Annotated in this window: 14 protein-coding genes and 1 riboswitch; of the genes, 7 read left to right on the top strand and 7 right to left on the bottom strand. The window is 42.3% G+C overall.

The window, feature by feature from the left end; genetic code table 11:
• Nucleotides 1-203: 203 nt before the first annotated feature.
• Nucleotides 204-1496, top strand: a complete 1293-nt coding sequence (locus OCU50_RS15840; protein ID WP_060469686.1) for an alpha/beta fold hydrolase — start codon at nucleotides 204-206, stop codon at nucleotides 1494-1496.
• A gap of 117 nt (nucleotides 1497-1613) precedes the next feature.
• On the opposite strand, the gene OCU50_RS15835 is transcribed toward OCU50_RS15840, so the two are convergent.
• Both OCU50_RS15835 and OCU50_RS15830 read right to left on the bottom strand, forming a co-directional pair.
• Nucleotides 1614-1796: a hypothetical protein gene (locus OCU50_RS15835; RefSeq protein WP_017058452.1), complete on the bottom strand. Its 183-nt coding sequence runs from the start codon at nucleotides 1794-1796 to the stop codon at nucleotides 1614-1616.
• Nucleotides 1797-2093: 297 nt separating this feature from the next.
• The gene (locus OCU50_RS15830) at nucleotides 2094-2318 is read right to left on the bottom strand and encodes a PAS factor family protein (RefSeq protein WP_017058451.1); all 225 of its coding nucleotides are present in this window, start codon (nucleotides 2316-2318) and stop codon (nucleotides 2094-2096) included.
• A 248-nt stretch (nucleotides 2319-2566) separates the two neighbouring features.
• Between OCU50_RS15830 and OCU50_RS15825 the strand changes: the two genes are divergently transcribed.
• From OCU50_RS15825 to OCU50_RS15815, 3 genes are all read left to right on the top strand, one after another.
• A complete protein-coding gene (locus OCU50_RS15825) occupies nucleotides 2567-3388 on the top strand; it encodes a PhzF family phenazine biosynthesis protein (RefSeq protein WP_370736477.1) in 822 nt (273 codons plus the stop codon).
• 148 nt (nucleotides 3389-3536) lie between these two features.
• Nucleotides 3537-4040, top strand: coding sequence for a YgjV family protein (locus tag OCU50_RS15820; RefSeq protein ID WP_017058449.1), 504 nt, complete (start codon nucleotides 3537-3539; stop codon nucleotides 4038-4040).
• A 12-nt stretch (nucleotides 4041-4052) separates the two neighbouring features.
• Nucleotides 4053-4517: a GNAT family N-acetyltransferase gene (locus OCU50_RS15815; protein ID WP_060469684.1), complete on the top strand. Its 465-nt coding sequence runs from the start codon at nucleotides 4053-4055 to the stop codon at nucleotides 4515-4517.
• A gap of 254 nt (nucleotides 4518-4771) precedes the next feature.
• Here the strand turns inward: OCU50_RS15815 and OCU50_RS15810 are convergent, their stop codons facing one another.
• Nucleotides 4772-5269 (bottom strand): fasciclin domain-containing protein, encoded by a 498-nt coding sequence (locus tag OCU50_RS15810; protein ID WP_060469683.1) that lies wholly within the window; start codon nucleotides 5267-5269, stop codon nucleotides 4772-4774.
• 512 nt (nucleotides 5270-5781) lie between these two features.
• Between OCU50_RS15810 and OCU50_RS15805 the strand changes: the two genes are divergently transcribed.
• A complete protein-coding gene (locus OCU50_RS15805; protein WP_060469682.1) occupies nucleotides 5782-6276 on the top strand; it encodes a GNAT family N-acetyltransferase in 495 nt (164 codons plus the stop codon).
• Between the two features lie 196 nt (nucleotides 6277-6472).
• Nucleotides 6473-6572: riboswitch (purine riboswitch) on the top strand.
• Nucleotides 6573-6661: 89 nt separating this feature from the next.
• Nucleotides 6662-7660: an adenosine deaminase gene (locus tag OCU50_RS15800; protein ID WP_060469681.1), complete on the top strand. Its 999-nt coding sequence runs from the start codon at nucleotides 6662-6664 to the stop codon at nucleotides 7658-7660.
• Nucleotides 7661-7739: 79 nt separating this feature from the next.
• Here OCU50_RS15800 and OCU50_RS15795 read toward each other — a convergent pair whose 3' ends face one another.
• The 4 genes from OCU50_RS15795 to OCU50_RS15780 form a co-directional block, all read right to left on the bottom strand.
• On the bottom strand, nucleotides 7740-8384 hold the full coding sequence (locus tag OCU50_RS15795; protein WP_060469708.1) for a DUF2057 family protein: 645 nt from the start codon (nucleotides 8382-8384) through the stop codon (nucleotides 7740-7742).
• A 361-nt stretch (nucleotides 8385-8745) separates the two neighbouring features.
• Complete coding sequence (locus tag OCU50_RS15790) at nucleotides 8746-11121, bottom strand: ATP-binding protein (protein ID WP_060469680.1); 2376 nt, start codon at nucleotides 11119-11121, stop codon at nucleotides 8746-8748.
• On the bottom strand, nucleotides 11114-12208 hold the full coding sequence (locus OCU50_RS15785; RefSeq protein WP_060469679.1) for a cytochrome-c peroxidase: 1095 nt from the start codon (nucleotides 12206-12208) through the stop codon (nucleotides 11114-11116). The genes OCU50_RS15790 and OCU50_RS15785 overlap by 8 nt, the downstream gene beginning before the upstream one ends.
• A gap of 327 nt (nucleotides 12209-12535) precedes the next feature.
• Nucleotides 12536-14098, bottom strand: a complete 1563-nt coding sequence (locus tag OCU50_RS15780; protein ID WP_060469678.1) for an arylsulfatase — start codon at nucleotides 14096-14098, stop codon at nucleotides 12536-12538.
• Nucleotides 14099-14444: 346 nt separating this feature from the next.
• On the opposite strand from OCU50_RS15780, the gene OCU50_RS15775 reads away from it, so the two are divergent.
• Entirely contained in the window at nucleotides 14445-15992 is a 1548-nt protein-coding gene (locus OCU50_RS15775; RefSeq protein ID WP_060469707.1) for an arylsulfatase, read from the top strand.
• Nucleotides 15993-16018: the final 26 nt, after the last annotated feature.

Genomic DNA, 16018 nt, shown 5'->3' with positions numbered 1-16018 from the left:
ACCACCCTTTCAATCTTTTGTTTTTATGCAAGTTGTTATGTGTTTAAAGCTAATTTGGTGATTTAATGAAGTACCTTCACATTCAGGTTAAACAAACGGTTTCTTTTACAAGCCACTATGCGTATCTTGCTAATTCTAGGTGCCAACGGGCGCCGTTATTATTCGTACCGATGACATTAGAATCAGATAAAAAGGAATGAAGCGTGCAAGCTAACTTTATTGATGGAACGACCTTGTATCGTCAGCACTCTTTTGAGTTGCCACTCGATTACCAAGCAAAAGATGGACAACAGATCCAAGTCTTCGCACGTGAGCTAGTTGATCTCGCTAAAGATGCGCAAGAACTGCCGTGGTTGATCTACTTTCAAGGCGGCCCAGGTTTTCCTTCTCCACGCGTGAGCGGCCAATCGGGTTGGCTAAAGCGTGCATTGCAAAACTACCGTGTTCTGCTTCTAGACCAACGTGGTACGGGCAACAGCACGGTGATCAGCCATGAAACGTTGGCGCATTTGTCTCCAGAGAAACAAGTTGAGTACTTAACGCATTTCAGAGCGGATAGCATCGTTCGTGATGCGGAAGCCATTCGTGAGCAGTTCGGTGTTAAGCAATGGTCGACGATTGGCCAGAGCTTTGGTGGCTTCTGCACATTGAGCTACTTATCGCTGTTCCCACAAAGCTTACAACGCTGTTATGTAACGGGTGGTATTCCGTCTATTGAGCGCGAAGCTGACGATGTGTATCGAGCAACCTACAAGCGTGTAGAAGATAAAAACAGAGCTTTCTTTGCTCAGTTCCCGCAAGCACAAGCTATGTGTCGTGAGATTTCTGATTACCTGCTCAACAACGACGTGAGACTGCCAAATGGTCAAGTATTTACGGTTGAACAGTTCCAGTTGATTGGTATTAATCTTGGCGGTGGTGAAGCAAACCTTCCTATGTACTTCACATTAGAGAGTGCGTTTGTTGAAGTGAACGGAAACAAGCAGTTGAGCTACAGCTTCCTAAATCAAATGCAGCAAGAGCAGGGCTACCTAACGAACCCTATCTACGCGATTCTGCATGAATCGATTTACTGCCAAGGCAAGGCCTCACAATGGTCTGCACACAGAGTTCGCCAACAGTACCCACACTTTAACTACCAATCGGGTAGTGAGTTCTGGTTTACTGGAGAAATGGTGTACCCGTGGATGTTTGACCAATTAGAAACACTGAAGCCTTTACGTGAAGCGGCGAACCTTTTGGCTGAGAAAGCGGATTGGGGCAAGTTGTATAATGCAGAACAGCTGAGCAAGAATACAGTTCCAATGGCGTGTGCGGTTTACGCGGATGATATGTACGTTGAACTAGATTACAGCCGTGAAACACTGGCGACTATTCCAAACTCAAAAGCGTGGATCACTAATGAATATGAACACAACGGCTTGCGAGTAGACGGAGAAAGAATTATCGATAAATTAATGACGATGGTTGAATCGTTAGAAAACCTGCCAAAGTAATTAAGCTAGCTTCGTTAAAAAGACGCCAGAAACAAGAAAACGCTGCATCCGTGCAGCGTTTTTATTAGGTCATCGAACTTAGATATTAAGAACTAGGAGGGGTAGCTTTTAAAACCATTAGGGCTGGATGACGATATCTTGAGTTTCGGTAGTCGTTAAGCTGGCGCGATTCTGTTCGATAAGTTGAGCCGCATAAGAGGGAGTCACAGCTTGAATTTCGCCCTTTGAACGAATGGTTAGTGCTTCCCACGCATGGTCTCGGTATTTGCCTGTTTGTGTATATTCAATAAGTACTCTCATGAGCCTTCCATCTAATGTGTGGTTAACGTGCTACTAACATTAGTCATTTAGATATGGTTGCGCACCTGTTAAATATGAAACATAAGATTAACTAAATGTATCGGGCGATAACCTTGATAAATTTGTTATATACATTTGTAACAAGTAATTTTGAGAGGTCGGTACGGTGTGGAGAGGTTAAGGTTATTGTAAGTTTTGCTTAGGATGAAAGGTAGAATGTACTTTTCTCGTATAAAAAACGCTGCATATAAGCAGCGCCTTTAACGATGGTATCAAGCGATCCGTATAACGGAGTATTTACTTTTTCAGACCAAGGCTTTTACTTGCAGAAATAGCGGCACTTTCTAGGTCGGTAATACGCCCTGCACTGGCTGGACCTAGGACATTTGAATACAAGGCTAACTGTTTCTCAAATGATAAATCCAATTGGTTATAGAGATTTTGGCGAATTTGAGCGTGCTGTTGCGGCTCAGCGTTCGATAACCCTTCCAATGTATCGTAGATGAGAGCTGTTGTATCCATAGATGGTCCTTAGTAAACCTTTACAAAATAAGGAGGATTATGCACTCAGTCTCACTTTTGTTCTGCGATATCGATCTCATTATGTGCGAATTGACTGTATTATGTAATCAGTTAGTTAAAACGTTTGGTGACTGAAATGTCGAAACCGGTGTAGGCTCTCTATAATCAATAAGATGTAGACAATAGTTTTTGCTCGCTACTTGTAGCAGAGAGTATTTGTGCTTATTGTGATCAACAATATTTAACCTATGTTCGCACTAGGAGTCATTGTGGATTTAGATATACATCAGGTTGATTCGTTCACAACTCAAGCTTTTAAAGGAAACCCAGCAGGGGTTTGTATTTCACAAGAGCCCTTGGATGAGTCATTAATGTTTTCAATAGCAGAAGAGATGGCGGTGTCAGAAACGGCTTTTCTGGCGCTTAACACCATGACGCTTAGATGGTTTACGCCTGAAGTTGAAGTGAAACTATGCGGACACGGCACTTTGGCGACAGTGCACGTATTGAAAGAACAAGGGTTTGTGAAAGCAGGTGACCGAGTCGTGTTTAATACGTTGTCTGGAGAGTTAGCTGCCACCGTTTGTGAGTCTTCTATCGAGCTTGATTTCCCTAGTACTGATTTATCATCGGGTTCTGATCCCGACGGAGCGTTGCTTGAATATCTGGGCTTAGCACGGAATCAAGTTGTATCATTCAGGGAGTTTGATTCAAAGCAGTTAATAGAAGTCGTCGATGAGCATGTACTATTAAATTTGTCACCTAACTTTGATGCCTTGAAAGGGATTAAGGGGCGAGGAGTTGTGGTGACGGCATTATCATCGAATCCTGAGCTCGACTTTGTTTCTCGTTATTTTGCTCCCTGGGTGGGGGTTAATGAGGACCCAGTGACTGGCTCGGCGCATTGTGCTCTGACTCAATATTGGTCAGAGAAGCTGAATAAACGCAGTTTTGACGCTTATCAAGCATCGTATCGTGGTGGTTATATTTCTACGAAGTTACAAACGAATGGGCGGATTAAGCTGATTGGTACTGCAACTACCGTGATCAGTGGAATATTGAAGTTGTAGGTTCTAAGCAAGTTATCTTATGAGCTTGCGTTTTCTAACTTGCTCTTATTTTCAATGTCTGTTTTTATTAGTCGGGCTTATTCTTCAGTCATGCCTATTTGATTGACTAAATAGCTAAAGTGTCATTGTCATTATTTAAGGAATCGCCGTGTCAGCCTTCTACCTTTCACAAGTGCTCGTCGCCATCGCTATATGTTTCGACTTGTTGTCTTTTCAGTTCAAAGAAAGGAAGAAAATCGTTACGTGTTTGTTTTTCGCTGGCGTTCTTATTTCGAGTCATTTCATTCTTCTTGAGCAATGGACAGCGGCGAGTTTGATGATTATCGCGACTGTACGTTATTTGACGAGTGTGTTCTCGACATCACCTAAATTAAAATACTTCTTTTGTTCTATGTCATTAGTGGCAACCGTTTTTACTTATTCTGGGGTTGTGAGCGTATTAAGTTGTTTGGCTTCAGTTTTTCAAACTTTAGCGGCGTTCAATAAAGACGATCGTCGCTTGAGAGAGTTGATGATAATAGGAACCAGTTTTTGGCTAATTCATAACTATTTGGTTGGCTCTCCAACCGCAGTGGTAATGGAAGTCTTGTTTATATGCAGCAATTTAGTGGGTTATTACCGTTTTTATTTCAAAAAAAGTGCAGTGGTATAAACGGAGTACGTCGTGGTTAAAATTCGAAACTATCAAGCGAGTGACGCCAAAGCACTGTGGGAAATTTACTTTAATACCGTTCGTAATATTAACGTTCGTGATTACTCTCAAGAACAAGTCGAGGCTTGGGCACCAAGTTATTTTGACTCCGAACTTTGGCAAAAGTGTTTGCACCGTATACAACCCTTCGTGGCCGAGTTCGAGGGAGTTGTGGTTGGTTATAGCGACCTTCAACCGGATGGGTTGATTGATCATTTTTTCTGTCATCATGAATACCAGGGCAAAGGTGTAGGAAGAGCCTTAATGGAACATGTGTTTTCTATTGGTGCAGATCTCGGAGTAACTCAGTTTTTCTCTGAGGTGAGTATTACCGCCAAGCCTTTCTATGAGCACTTTGGTTTTACGGTGGTGAATGAGCAGGAGGTCGACATGCGTGGAGTTAAGCTGACAAATTACGTTATGGAGAAAGTGACCTAATAACCTAATCTGATTTTAGTTTGTTTCTCGCCAATGCTATTTCATATTAAGAGAGGCAGAGTGTCGATAAGTTCAAGCGATGAGCGCCTGTTTGCTTGATACAGATCTTTATTTGAAAGTGTTACTTATTTCGTTGCAAAAGCATCGTTTGTAGTGAAAGTACAGTTTGTAGTGAAAACACAATCTGTAGCAAAGGATGAAGGGGCGTGAACCAATCACACCCTCTAAGAATTGTTCGTGTTTATTTCTTTTGCTTACTTTGGCAGTAACACTTTATCGATCACGTGGATTACGCCATTGCTTGCTTCAACGTCTGGCATTGCGACTTTAGCGTTATTAATCATTACATTACCATCGTCAATTGCTATCATTACAGCTTCCCCTTGCACCGTTTCAGCACTATTAAGCTTCATGACTTCTGTGGCCATTATTTTGCCTGGCACCACATGGTATGTGAGCACAGCGACTAACTTGTCCTTGTTTTCAGGTTTCAACAACATATCAACAGTGCCTTCTGGCAGTGCCGCAAATGCTTCATCGGTTGGTGCAAACACCGTGAAAGGGCCATCGCCTTTCAATGTCTCGACTAAACCTGCAGCTTTCACTGCTGTTACTAAAGTGGTGAAAGAACCATTTTCAGCCGCCACATCAACGATATCTCTCTTCATTTCATGATGGTTAGCTTGAGCAAAAGCGGTGAAAAGAAGTGTTGCAAATAGTACTGACAGAGTCTTACTTAAATTATTAAACATATTGTCGTCCTTTGAGTTTGTCTGTATTTTCGACAATCACTACGAAAGTTTAAACTGGATAGATCAACTAACTGAACCTTCGATCAACATCCTTTGATAGCCAACGTCATCATACGAATAAAAATACACTGCTAAATCATTGTTATCATTTCACTTATCTACGTATAGCTGAAAGTCATTACTCAATTAATGGATGTGAATATGATTTTTTACCTGTTTTACTATCGGGATTTGCGTCAATGTGGACGCGAAAGGTGATTTGATAGGTTATCAAGATTGGTCCTAATATCGATTTTTATAACTCCGAGTAAGTGTTAGCAACTGTTGGTGTCGACGATAAATTCTAACCGCACTCAGATTCCAAACTGCAATTTTTATTATTCGTTTAGCTTTCTCTTCATTATTGATTCAAGTATCTTGATTATTTACCACCTTCTAAGGTTGTAGGTGCTCGTTGCTATCCGTAATATGAAAAATAGGTTACAGGTAGGAAGAATTAATAAGGAAGTGCTTTGGAAATACAAATTAGACATCTTGAACTCACGGACAATTCAGATATTTTCGATATTTATCGACATCCATCAGTATCTGAAAATACTTCACAAAAGCCTTTCCTTAGTTCAGACCAAGTTGAAAGGTTGTTTGGACATTCTGATCATTTTTCTTTGGTGGCTGAAGTCTCGGGTAAAGTCGTGGGACATATGACCTTATTCATGACCACGAAGGTCAGAGACAGACACTGCGCAGGGCTTGGTATCGCGATTCATCCTGATGCCCACGGCAAAGGGGTCGGTAAGGCATTAATGCAAGAAGCAATCAACCAGGCGGATAACTGGCTTAATCTCGTGCGCCTTGAACTTGAGGTTCATGCTGATAACCACGCCGCAATTGCTTTGTATGAAGGTGTCGGTTTTCAATTTGAAGGCACTAAAAGGCTCAGTACATTCAAAGCCGGGAAATACATCGATATGTTATTAATGTCGAGAATTCGACCGGATTACCTCTAATATCTCGTTATTCGTTTACCTTTAGTGGACAGATACTACAGTGATAACTGACAGCCCCAAACCGTTTGTTGTTTGGGGATTTTATATAGAATGAATGGGTTATTTATTATTTATCCCAAACTGGATTAATTCAGTATGGTTGTCGAGTTCACAATATTACTGAGTAATTTATTAGTGAAATTCCCATCTGATTCTGTATAGTTACAACAGTTTGCTTCGTATAACCCCAATGATATGGTTTGGGGGTCTCTACCAGCTCCCGCAAAGTGCTGATTACGAAGGGTTTAGATCACAATAGTGTTCTTGCTCTTTGTAATGGCGTTCAAAAAACATCTTGTCTATTATTCAGAGTAAGTACACACCTAAAATCCATAGTAGGTGAAATATGAACGCATTTATTCAAGGGCTTCCAAAAGTAGAGCTGCATTTACATATTGAAGGTTCATTAGAACCCGAGTTACTTTTCCAACTGGCTCAACGCAATGGCATCGATCTGCCTTATTCATCTCCAGAGCAATTAAGAGCTGCTTATGAGTTTGATGATCTGCAATCATTTCTTGATATTTACTATCAGGGCGCTAATGCTCTGCGTACAGAACAAGATTTTTACGACCTAACATGGGCATATTTAGAGCGCTGCCGAGCCGACAACGTTATTCACACTGAAATTTTCTTTGATCCTCAAACACATACTGATCGTGGCATTGCATTCGATACCGTGATTAACGGCATTCACCGTGCGCTTGAATACGGTCAAAAAGAACTAGGAATTACCTCTCAAATCATTGCCTGCTTCTTGCGCCACCTGTCTGAAGAGAGCGCCATTCAAACGTTCGCTGATATTATCAAGCATCAAGATAAAATCATTGGTGTTGGATTAGACTCTTCTGAATTAGGGCACCCACCTGAGAAATTTAAGCGAGTATTCCAGAAAGCCAAACAAGCGGGTTTCCTAACGGTAGCTCATGCGGGAGAAGAAGGGCCAGCTCAAAATATTGTTGATGCGATTGAAATGCTTGGTGTTAGCCGAGTAGACCATGGTGTGCAGTGCATGGCTGACAAGGCCTTGATAGAGGAATTGATTGAAACCAAGATGCCACTGACTGTATGTCCACTGTCTAACACTAAATTACGCGTTTTCGATGCGATGGAAGACCATAACATAGTCGAGTTGTTAAGAAAGGGCGTAGCTGTCACCATTAACTCTGATGATCCTGCGTACTTCGGTGGTTATATGTCGGATAACTTTAATGCTGTGAATCAAGCTCATGACATGACGCAGCAAGAACTGGCGCAGTTTAGCTTGAATGCTATTGAAGCGAGCTTTATTGGAGAGTCATTAAAGCAGAAATATAGAGGAGTTGTGTTGGCTTATATCGCATAGCTTTCTGCAATATATGAAGGTAAGAAGCTGGCTATAATAACGTGCCAGCTTCTTTAGTTTGAACGAGAGATAAATCGATCTACTTGTTCACGTAATCTTTGAATTTTTGTTTGGTTTCAGAGTCAGCTTTTTCGTACCAGAAATAGAGCATCTCCTCGGCTGTGTTCGCAGCGTTAGTATCTATCTTAGCTGGCAGAGTAACTGCTTGGGCATCAACGGACGTAGTCATGCCAATGGCTAGTGCCGCAATACCACCTTTCTTGTTGTATTCTTTAGCTTCTTGAGGGAACTTACGACCAATTTGCATGCCGTCTTTAATTAACTTGTCTTGCTTAACACTGATAACGTTTTGGTTCTCATCAACCAATTTCCAATCTAGGTGCTCAAGGCCTTTCTTCGCTTCACGGGTATTATGGTATTTAGGCATATCGAACATCAATGCAGCGTCGGTAGCACTGAAGGTTGCAATAATAGCATCGCTATCAACAAACTCACGGTCGTTACCTTTGTCAAAAGCAAGCTGATATTGGAATACGATCTGGTTTTTACCGTCTGGAACGGTGAGCGTTTTATGGGAAGAGAATAAGCTGCCATCTAGATCTGGCTTAGCTTCGTTGACCGCTAGAATATCAACACTTGATGGAACTTGAATTTCAACGTCAGCTAATACTGCAGGTGTTGCAACGATAGCTGTAAGTAGGGCAATGCTTTGGATTGTCTTCATAATCATACAGTTGTTTATAGTTAGATAAATCACATTCTCATGCAGAGCGAAGTATTTCAAGTTACCTTGTCTCGATTTGATAAAATTCACCGAAACTTAACCTAAGCCTAATTTTTGAACGAATTACTCGCACTTTTCCGCTCAGATAAGGGGGCGTTTAACGACTCATGATGTGTAGGGTTTATATCGAAGCTTTAGGACTCGAATCTTTAGGGTACATGGGGAAACACTGCATACATTGAAAATATCAGAAACCCAACGGGCAACAACTTATTTGAAAGCGGCAAACCAGTTTGTTGCTCGTTTGAAGAGTAAACAAGCCAAACGTACGAACAATTGCCCACATATCGGCTGAGGAGGTCTACCCCGTTTTTCGTTGTTGATGGAGTTTGTGTATTAATCGCATTGCTTGGTGACTATTGACCATTAGCCTATTAATGAGTTGTTGAAGTAGCTCTGCTTCGGGCATCATATGTTGTTCGGTGATTTCTTCAGCGGAGATTGATAGCTCAAGAACCTCTGACATTTGAAACTCTATGGCGATATTTTTTACTGCTTGTAAGGTGTCGTAGAGTTCATCAGGTTTTGAATCAGAAAATATCTTTATTAATTGATCAATTTCGTTCTCTAACTTATTGACTAGAGATCTTAAACATTCAAGCTTCTCGCTGGCTTTAAGCTCTTCGCCAATCAGTAATTGGCAGCGAGATATCTCTTCTTCTGTCATCGGTAGCTTATCTTTTGGATGACGAGTAAGTACCGTAACATTGCCTCTAGCCTCGTTCTGAAGACTTTGCAAATGCGAGGATCTGTGTCGATTTATCTCAAACTTATGACGAAATTCATTAATGGCATTTTGGAGGCTGTTTTTTTGTAGTGGTTTAGTGAGAACGAAATCAGCCCCTGAAAGCAAAAAATCGTCATGAGCCTCCTTGAATACGTCTGCGGTGCACGCGAAAATGACGGTCTTGAGTTTAAGCTCATTTCGAATCTTATGTATCGCTTCTATACCGCTCATATTGGGCATGTGGTTGTCCATGATGATTAAGTCATATTGGTTTGAAATCAATTTATCCAATGCCTGTAATCCGTCGTAGGCATTCTCAACGGTTAAGTTTATCGACTCACAAAACTTTCTTATCACCATTGCGTTAATCTTGTTGTCTTCTACTAATAGCACAGAAAAATTATCGAGTGTTTCACTATATTTGGGTAGTGCTTTTTCTACTATTTGTCTTTCAATCTCATACATTTCTAACGGAAGAGTGATGGTAAATTTAGTACCGAAATTTATCTGACTGAAAACCGAGATCGTCCCGCCCATCAATTCGACTAACTGCTTCACAATAGAAAGCCCTAATCCTGTTCCGCCAAACTTACGTGTCGTTGAAAGCTCTGCTTGTTCAAATGCCGTGAATATGTGGTCGATTTTGTCTTCGGCAATCCCAATCCCTGTGTCGGCGACCGTAATATGTACACTTGGTGGGTTCGTTGATGTGATCTGGAATTCAACTTCGACTTTCCCACTTTCGGTAAATTTAACGGCGTTGCCAGCAAGATTAAATAAGATCTGACGTATACGTGCGGGATCTCCAATGAGCTGAATATTGGTTGGTGTGCTGTCTTTTATGAGAAAAGATAAGCCTTTTTCGGCGGCTAATGGTGTCAGGGTTTTATCAAGGTGGGGGATGATGTCTGTAACAGAGAATGGGCTTAGTTCTAGCTCCATTTTCCCTTGTTCTACTTTAGAAAAATCAAGAATGTCATTGAGTATTGTGACGAGATGTTGACCTGAATCGATAATAATTTGGGCCTGTTTTCGGGTATCAGTACTTTGTGAGTCCTCTTTGATGATTTGAGCGATGCCCAATACGCCATTCATCGGCGTGCGTAATTCATGGCTCATGGTCGCGAGGAACAAAGACTTCGCTTCGTTGGCTTTGTGTGCTCTATCAGCTGCCTTTTGGTAAGAAAGGGTGTTCCGTTTCAACTCGAATACACGCAGAATAAAGATCGTGATTGAGAAGGCAAAGGTAAGCAGGGAGAGGGTGATGATGAGTCGAACGATAAACCCGACGAGTTGGTCTTGAAAATTTGTAAACTGATGTGCAATTTGATCTAGATATTCCATGCTATGAGCGGCAAGGACTTGCGAGAGAAGCTGGCTTTGTTGTTGATTAAGCTCCACAAACGTTTCTGATAGATTCGCTAAATCTGAGTCCACATTTTGTTGCTGGATAGAGGATCCGGTTTGCAAAATACTGGCGAGAAGTCCGCTTGGTATTTTTAAGTTCATAGAAGAAGATAAGCGGTTATCAGTGAGCTTAAGAGTCAGAGATTGCAGAATGAACTCTCGAGCGACACTCAGCCCGACAAGGTTGTCTAGCTTATCGATATTAGCCATTGAAGCATTGTGGAAGCGCTCAAGTAATTGAACCGTTTGTAAGTCGCTAAAGAACGTGGAATGTATTTTCTTTCCTTGATAACTCTCCCTTAATGTTTGTAGTTTCTTTTCTAAACGGACTAGATTTGCCGACATTTGATAAGGGTTTGAAATACCTGCGAGAGCACTGTTCGTGACTTTATCGCGCATTTCTAAAATTTCATGGCCTAATTCACGAACAGACTCACTGTATTCAACGACATTCTCATGTTCAGCGTAGGTGAGTACAATGGCGCTGATTAGACCCACAAATAGAGAAACAAAAAGTAAGAGGGCGAACCTGATTTTATTCATTTTCAAACTCCACTAATATTGGAGGTCGGTGACCTGTAAGTGTTTTTAAAAATACTTTAAGATCACTAATAGTTTGTTTTTCGAATGTTTTACCGAGCTGGCTTTCACCCATGATTTTGATTGCTTCCTCTAAAGTGGGCGTTTGACCATCATGAAAATAGGGTGCTGTAATTGCCACATTTCTTAGGCTGGCGACACGAAATAGATGCTTATCTTGTGGTTGACCGGTAAACATAAAACGGCCTTGATCTTTACTTCTCTCTGCACCTGTTCTTGATAACCCAAAGTAGCCAAATCGCATTACCATGCCGCCGCCAATATTGGTGCCTTGGTGGCAACGAATACAGCCTTCCTCTTGAAAGGTTCTCCACCCCCTTTTTTCGCTTTCAGAAAGTGCAGAACTATTGCCTCTTAAATATTGGTCGAAAGGAGAGTGTGGTGTCGTTAAGCCTCGCATAAACTCAACGAGAGCCGCTTTAATTGAGGCCTCGTTAATATCTGTTCCCTCTTCATTGAATAGATTAACGTAATCATCTGACTGGGAGACATAATCAATAATATACCCCCAGTTAGAATCCATTTCGGCGACGTTGTGTACAGGGCCATCGATTTGGTCAGTAAGGTTGTTAACGCGACCATCCCAAAAGAAGCGGTAGTTAAAGGTTGCGTTGAACACTGTGAGTGAATTTCTCATTCCGCTGCCGTTTACCCCTGCGGATACAGGAGTCACTTCAGCCCCATTGGTTTGCAGGCTATGACAACTTTCACAACTGACACTTTGATCGGATGATAAGTTGGGATCCCTAAATAAAACCCAACCTATTTTGGCAAGTTTCTTATCAATTTGAATTGAGTCTGGAATTGGTGATACTGGAGATTTTGCAGATGGGAGCTGTTTGGTATTTTGGCTATCTCTAGTGGAGGTGTGCGCTGCTGAAAGGAAGGTTTCATCGTCGTTATTACGAGAATGTTGTTCTTCATGTTCAAGTAATACATGGACCTTTGAAGAGGCGGTATCATAAACCAATACGGCGATTGAAACGCAAATTACCGTTATGCTTATTACAGCCAGATATGGCGTTTTCATAGCATTAATTCCAACTGATTATGACCATTCAGAGTCGCTCTGATTCCACCTTCATTTTCCTTGTTAAGGATAGGTGTGACTTTATAAACCTAGTTGCATTAAATTGAAGTTGCAAGGCAGGTGGAAGGAAATTAAACCGGCTTGGAAAGTATGGTCGGGGAATAGACTGACAAACTGGGGGCTAATGTCGGTTAGATGAGGAAAAGCCGTAGTCACTGCATTGAGTCACCACGGCTTGGTTATTTCATAATGCACTTACTTTATATATTTAGTGCGTATGTTTACTGAGGTACTAATGTTTACTTGAAACATCTCGCCTAAATCGGCTTATTTAGCTTGCGCTGCTGCCGCTTCTAGTTGCTTTAGTCTACCTTGAAGCATGTAAGTATTCTGGTTGAAGTTGCCAGAGTTCAGCACTTGGCTATTCTGCATTGGGTAATCTGGTAGTGTGTTCATAAACTCTTGTACTTTGCCGCCTACCGGTACGAATAGCCACATGTTGTCTGCCATCCAGCGCAGGTACATGCCAGATTCGTGTGGTGCTTTTTCGAATGGGTCGGCACGCAGGTGTACGACTTGGGGCCAGTTTGGTTGGAAACGTACCGCATCGGTAATGTTACCATCCATAACAGCGAATGAGATCTTGAAGTCATTCCAACGTACAGCGTTTAACTCAGCGTTAGCAGAGAAGTAAAGCATGCTGTCACGAGGGCCTTTTTCTTCTTTACCTTGGAAGTAAGGTAGGAAGTTGTAACCATCTAGGTGTACACGCCAGTTTTTACCGTTGTAAGTCGCACCTTTATCAGAAGCAAGCTTCTCAACCACTTTATCATCACCAGCCGTTGCTAGTAGCGTCGGGATCCAGTCTTGGTGACTCATGATGTCATTGATCTTAGTTCCCGGTTTGATTGTACCAGGCCAGCGAACGAGCTGAGGAACACGCATACCACCTTCGTAAGTGGTACCTTTCTCACCGTGGAAGTAAGTTGCACCGCCATCAGGCCAAGATACTGTCTCTGCACCATTATCGGTAGAGTAGATTACGATGGTGTTGTCTGCGATTTTAAGCTCATCAAGCTTGTCTAGCAGGATACCTACTTGGTCATCGTGCTCTAACATGCCGTCAGCGTAAATGCTGATACCCGATTTACCTTGGTATTTTTCTTGTAGACGAGTCCACACGTGCATACGTGTTGTGTTGTGCCAGATGAAGAATGGTTTGTCAGCTTTCACTGCTTTTTCCATGAAGGCTAGAGATTCTTCTAGGAACTCTTCATCCGCGTGCTCCATACGCTTACGCGTCATAGGGCCAGTATCTTCGATCTTACCATCAGCCGTTGACTTGATTACACCTCGAGGGCCGAAGTTCTTACGGAACTCAGGATCTTTAGGGTAGTAGTATGTCTCTGGTTCTTCTTCTGCATTCAGGTGGTAAAGGTTACCGAAGAACTCGTCAAAGCCGTGATTCGTTGGAAGGTGCTTATCTTGGTCACCCATGTGGTTCTTGCCGAACTGAGCGGTCATGTAGCCCTGTTCTTTAAGAAGGTCAGCGATAGTGGGAGCCCAATCTGGGATGCCGTGATCAGAGCCTGGCATGCCGATAGTCAATAGACCGGTACGGAAAGGTTCTTGGCCCGTTAGGAATGCAGCACGACCAGCAGTACAAGACTGTTGCCCGTAGTGGTCAGTAAACAGCGCGCCTTCGTTAGCAATACGGTCGATATTAGGTGTTTCGTAACCCATCATACCGTTGTTGTATGCACTGATGTTGAATACACCAATGTCATCACCCCAGATAGCAAGAATGTTTGGTTTTTCTGCTGCTGTTGCCGCTGAAGAAGCGGCTAATAAGCCAACACCTAATGCCAGTTTATTAATTGTAGTACCCATAAGGACTCCGATTCACTTTAAAGATTAATGCGTTAGAGCAACACATCGCTGGACAAACATTAATCTTTAAAATCGGTTGTGTCTTTTTATAGTGGTTATAACTAATTGTTATGGGTGTTTATTAAAGTTTTGATTTTTATGGTTCTTTACTGGTTTAGTCGATTTGCCTTCTCACATCAGTTGTGATCATTATCATGTTTGTGTGCCTAATTTCTATCATCTAGTTGTGCGTGTCGCTGTTAAGAAAAATGACAAATAGATTAATAGTTTAGCGAATCTCGCGATCGTTCAAAAAATGGACTATATGTTGTATGGCAGGATGCAAACAACTAACGAAGAGGTTTTTATGACAGCGAAATATGGCGTCAAACGTCGATTAGCAATTATGGGTATTGCGATGATGGTGGCTTCCACCACCACATTCGCGGCAGAAAAACCGAATATTCTCGTCATTTGGGGTGATGACATTGGTCAATCTAATGTCAGTGCGTACACCTTTGGCTTAATGGGGTATCAAACTCCGAATATTGATAGCATTGCCAAAGAAGGCATGATGTTTACCGATTACTACGCAGAGCAATCTTGTACCGCAGGTCGTTCTACGTTTATTACAGGGCAAAGTGTACTGAGAACAGGCTTGAGTAAAGTAGGCTTGCCGGGTGCAGACATTGGCTTACAAGCTGAAGATGCAACCATTGCAGAAATGCTGAAACCTATGGGTTACATGACAGGTCAATTTGGTAAAAACCACCTTGGCGATAAAGATGAATTCCTTCCAACAGCACACGGGTTTGACGAATTTTTTGGCAACCTTTACCACCTAAATGCTGAGGAAGAACCAGAAAATGAAGATTACCCGACCGATCCTGAGTTTCGTAAGAAATTTGGCCCGCGTGGTGTCATCAAATCATTTGCTGATGGCAAGATTGAAGATACGGGTCCTTTAACGCGTAAGCGTATGGAAACGGTTGATGAAGAAACACTAGACGCGGCACTTGATTTCATGGATCGCGCAGTGAAAGCGGACAAACCATTCTTCGTGTGGTGGAACGCGACACGTATGCACTTTAGAACCCACGTGAAAGCGGACAGTAAGGGTGTGACAGGTGTGGGTAATTACGCTGATGGTATGGTGGAACACGATCGCCACGTAGGACAGTTATTGAAGCAAGTCGATGAGCTGGGTATCAAAGACAACACGATTGTTTTCTACTCAACGGATAATGGTCCACATATGAACTCTTGGCCGGATGCCGGTACAACACCGTTCCGTGGTGAGAAAAACACTAACTGGGAAGGCGCATACCGTGTACCAGCAATGGTTCGTTGGCCCGGTAAGATTGAACCGGGTAGTGTTTCTAACGAGATCATGCACCATATGGACTGGTTGCCAACTTTTGCAGCCGCCGCTGGTGATGACCAAATCAAAGAGAAACTTCTGAAGGGTCATAAGGCAGGCGATAAAACGTTTAAAGTTCACCTAGATGGTTATAACTTCCTTCCTTATCTAACCGGTAAAGAAGAAAAAGGTCGACGTTCTGAGATCTTCTACTTTACCGATGACGGTGATTTAGCGGCACTTCGTTACAACCAATGGAAAGCGGTGTTCATGGAGCAGCGTGCAACGGGTACCATGCAGATTTGGTCAGAACCGTTCGTGACGTTGCGTCTTCCTAAGCTGTTTAATCTGCGTATGGATCCTTATGAAAACGCAGATATTACGTCGAATACCTATTATGACTGGTTGTTAGACCATGCTTATATGTTCGTTCCTGCGCAAGCGTATGTGGGCAAATTCTTAGAAACGTTTGCTGAATTCCCACCACGCCAAAAAGCAGCAAGCTTTAGCTTGGATCAGGTTATGGAAAAACTTCAAGAGAACCATAACAAGTAAGCTTTAGTTTATTGAAACTGATAACA

It is taken from the genome of Vibrio toranzoniae, from assembly GCF_024347655.1.
Classification (GTDB): domain Bacteria; phylum Pseudomonadota; class Gammaproteobacteria; order Enterobacterales; family Vibrionaceae; genus Vibrio; species Vibrio toranzoniae.
The sequence above is the reverse complement of the archived record's forward strand: the minus strand, read 5'-3'. Positions and strand labels throughout refer to the sequence as shown.

Excerpts from the sequence above, each read along its gene's own strand:
- OCU50_RS15835 (WP_017058452.1), bottom strand. The coding sequence starts at position 1,796 with ATGAGAGTACTTATTGAATATACACAAACAGGCAAATACCGAGACCAT.
- OCU50_RS15830 (WP_017058451.1), bottom strand. The coding sequence starts at position 2,318 with ATGGATACAACAGCTCTCATCTACGATACATTGGAAGGGTTATCGAAC.
- OCU50_RS15825 (WP_370736477.1), top strand. The coding sequence starts at position 2,567 with ATGTTCGCACTAGGAGTCATTGTGGATTTAGATATACATCAGGTTGAT.
- OCU50_RS15810 (WP_060469683.1), bottom strand. The coding sequence starts at position 5,269 with ATGTTTAATAATTTAAGTAAGACTCTGTCAGTACTATTTGCAACACTT.
- OCU50_RS15800 (WP_060469681.1), top strand. The coding sequence starts at position 6,662 with ATGAACGCATTTATTCAAGGGCTTCCAAAAGTAGAGCTGCATTTACAT.
- OCU50_RS15795 (WP_060469708.1), bottom strand. The coding sequence starts at position 8,384 with ATGAAGACAATCCAAAGCATTGCCCTACTTACAGCTATCGTTGCAACA.
- OCU50_RS15790 (WP_060469680.1), bottom strand. The coding sequence starts at position 11,121 with ATGAATAAAATCAGGTTCGCCCTCTTACTTTTTGTTTCTCTATTTGTG.
- OCU50_RS15785 (WP_060469679.1), bottom strand. The coding sequence starts at position 12,208 with ATGAAAACGCCATATCTGGCTGTAATAAGCATAACGGTAATTTGCGTT.
- OCU50_RS15780 (WP_060469678.1), bottom strand. The coding sequence starts at position 14,098 with ATGGGTACTACAATTAATAAACTGGCATTAGGTGTTGGCTTATTAGCC.
- OCU50_RS15775 (WP_060469707.1), top strand. The coding sequence starts at position 14,445 with ATGACAGCGAAATATGGCGTCAAACGTCGATTAGCAATTATGGGTATT.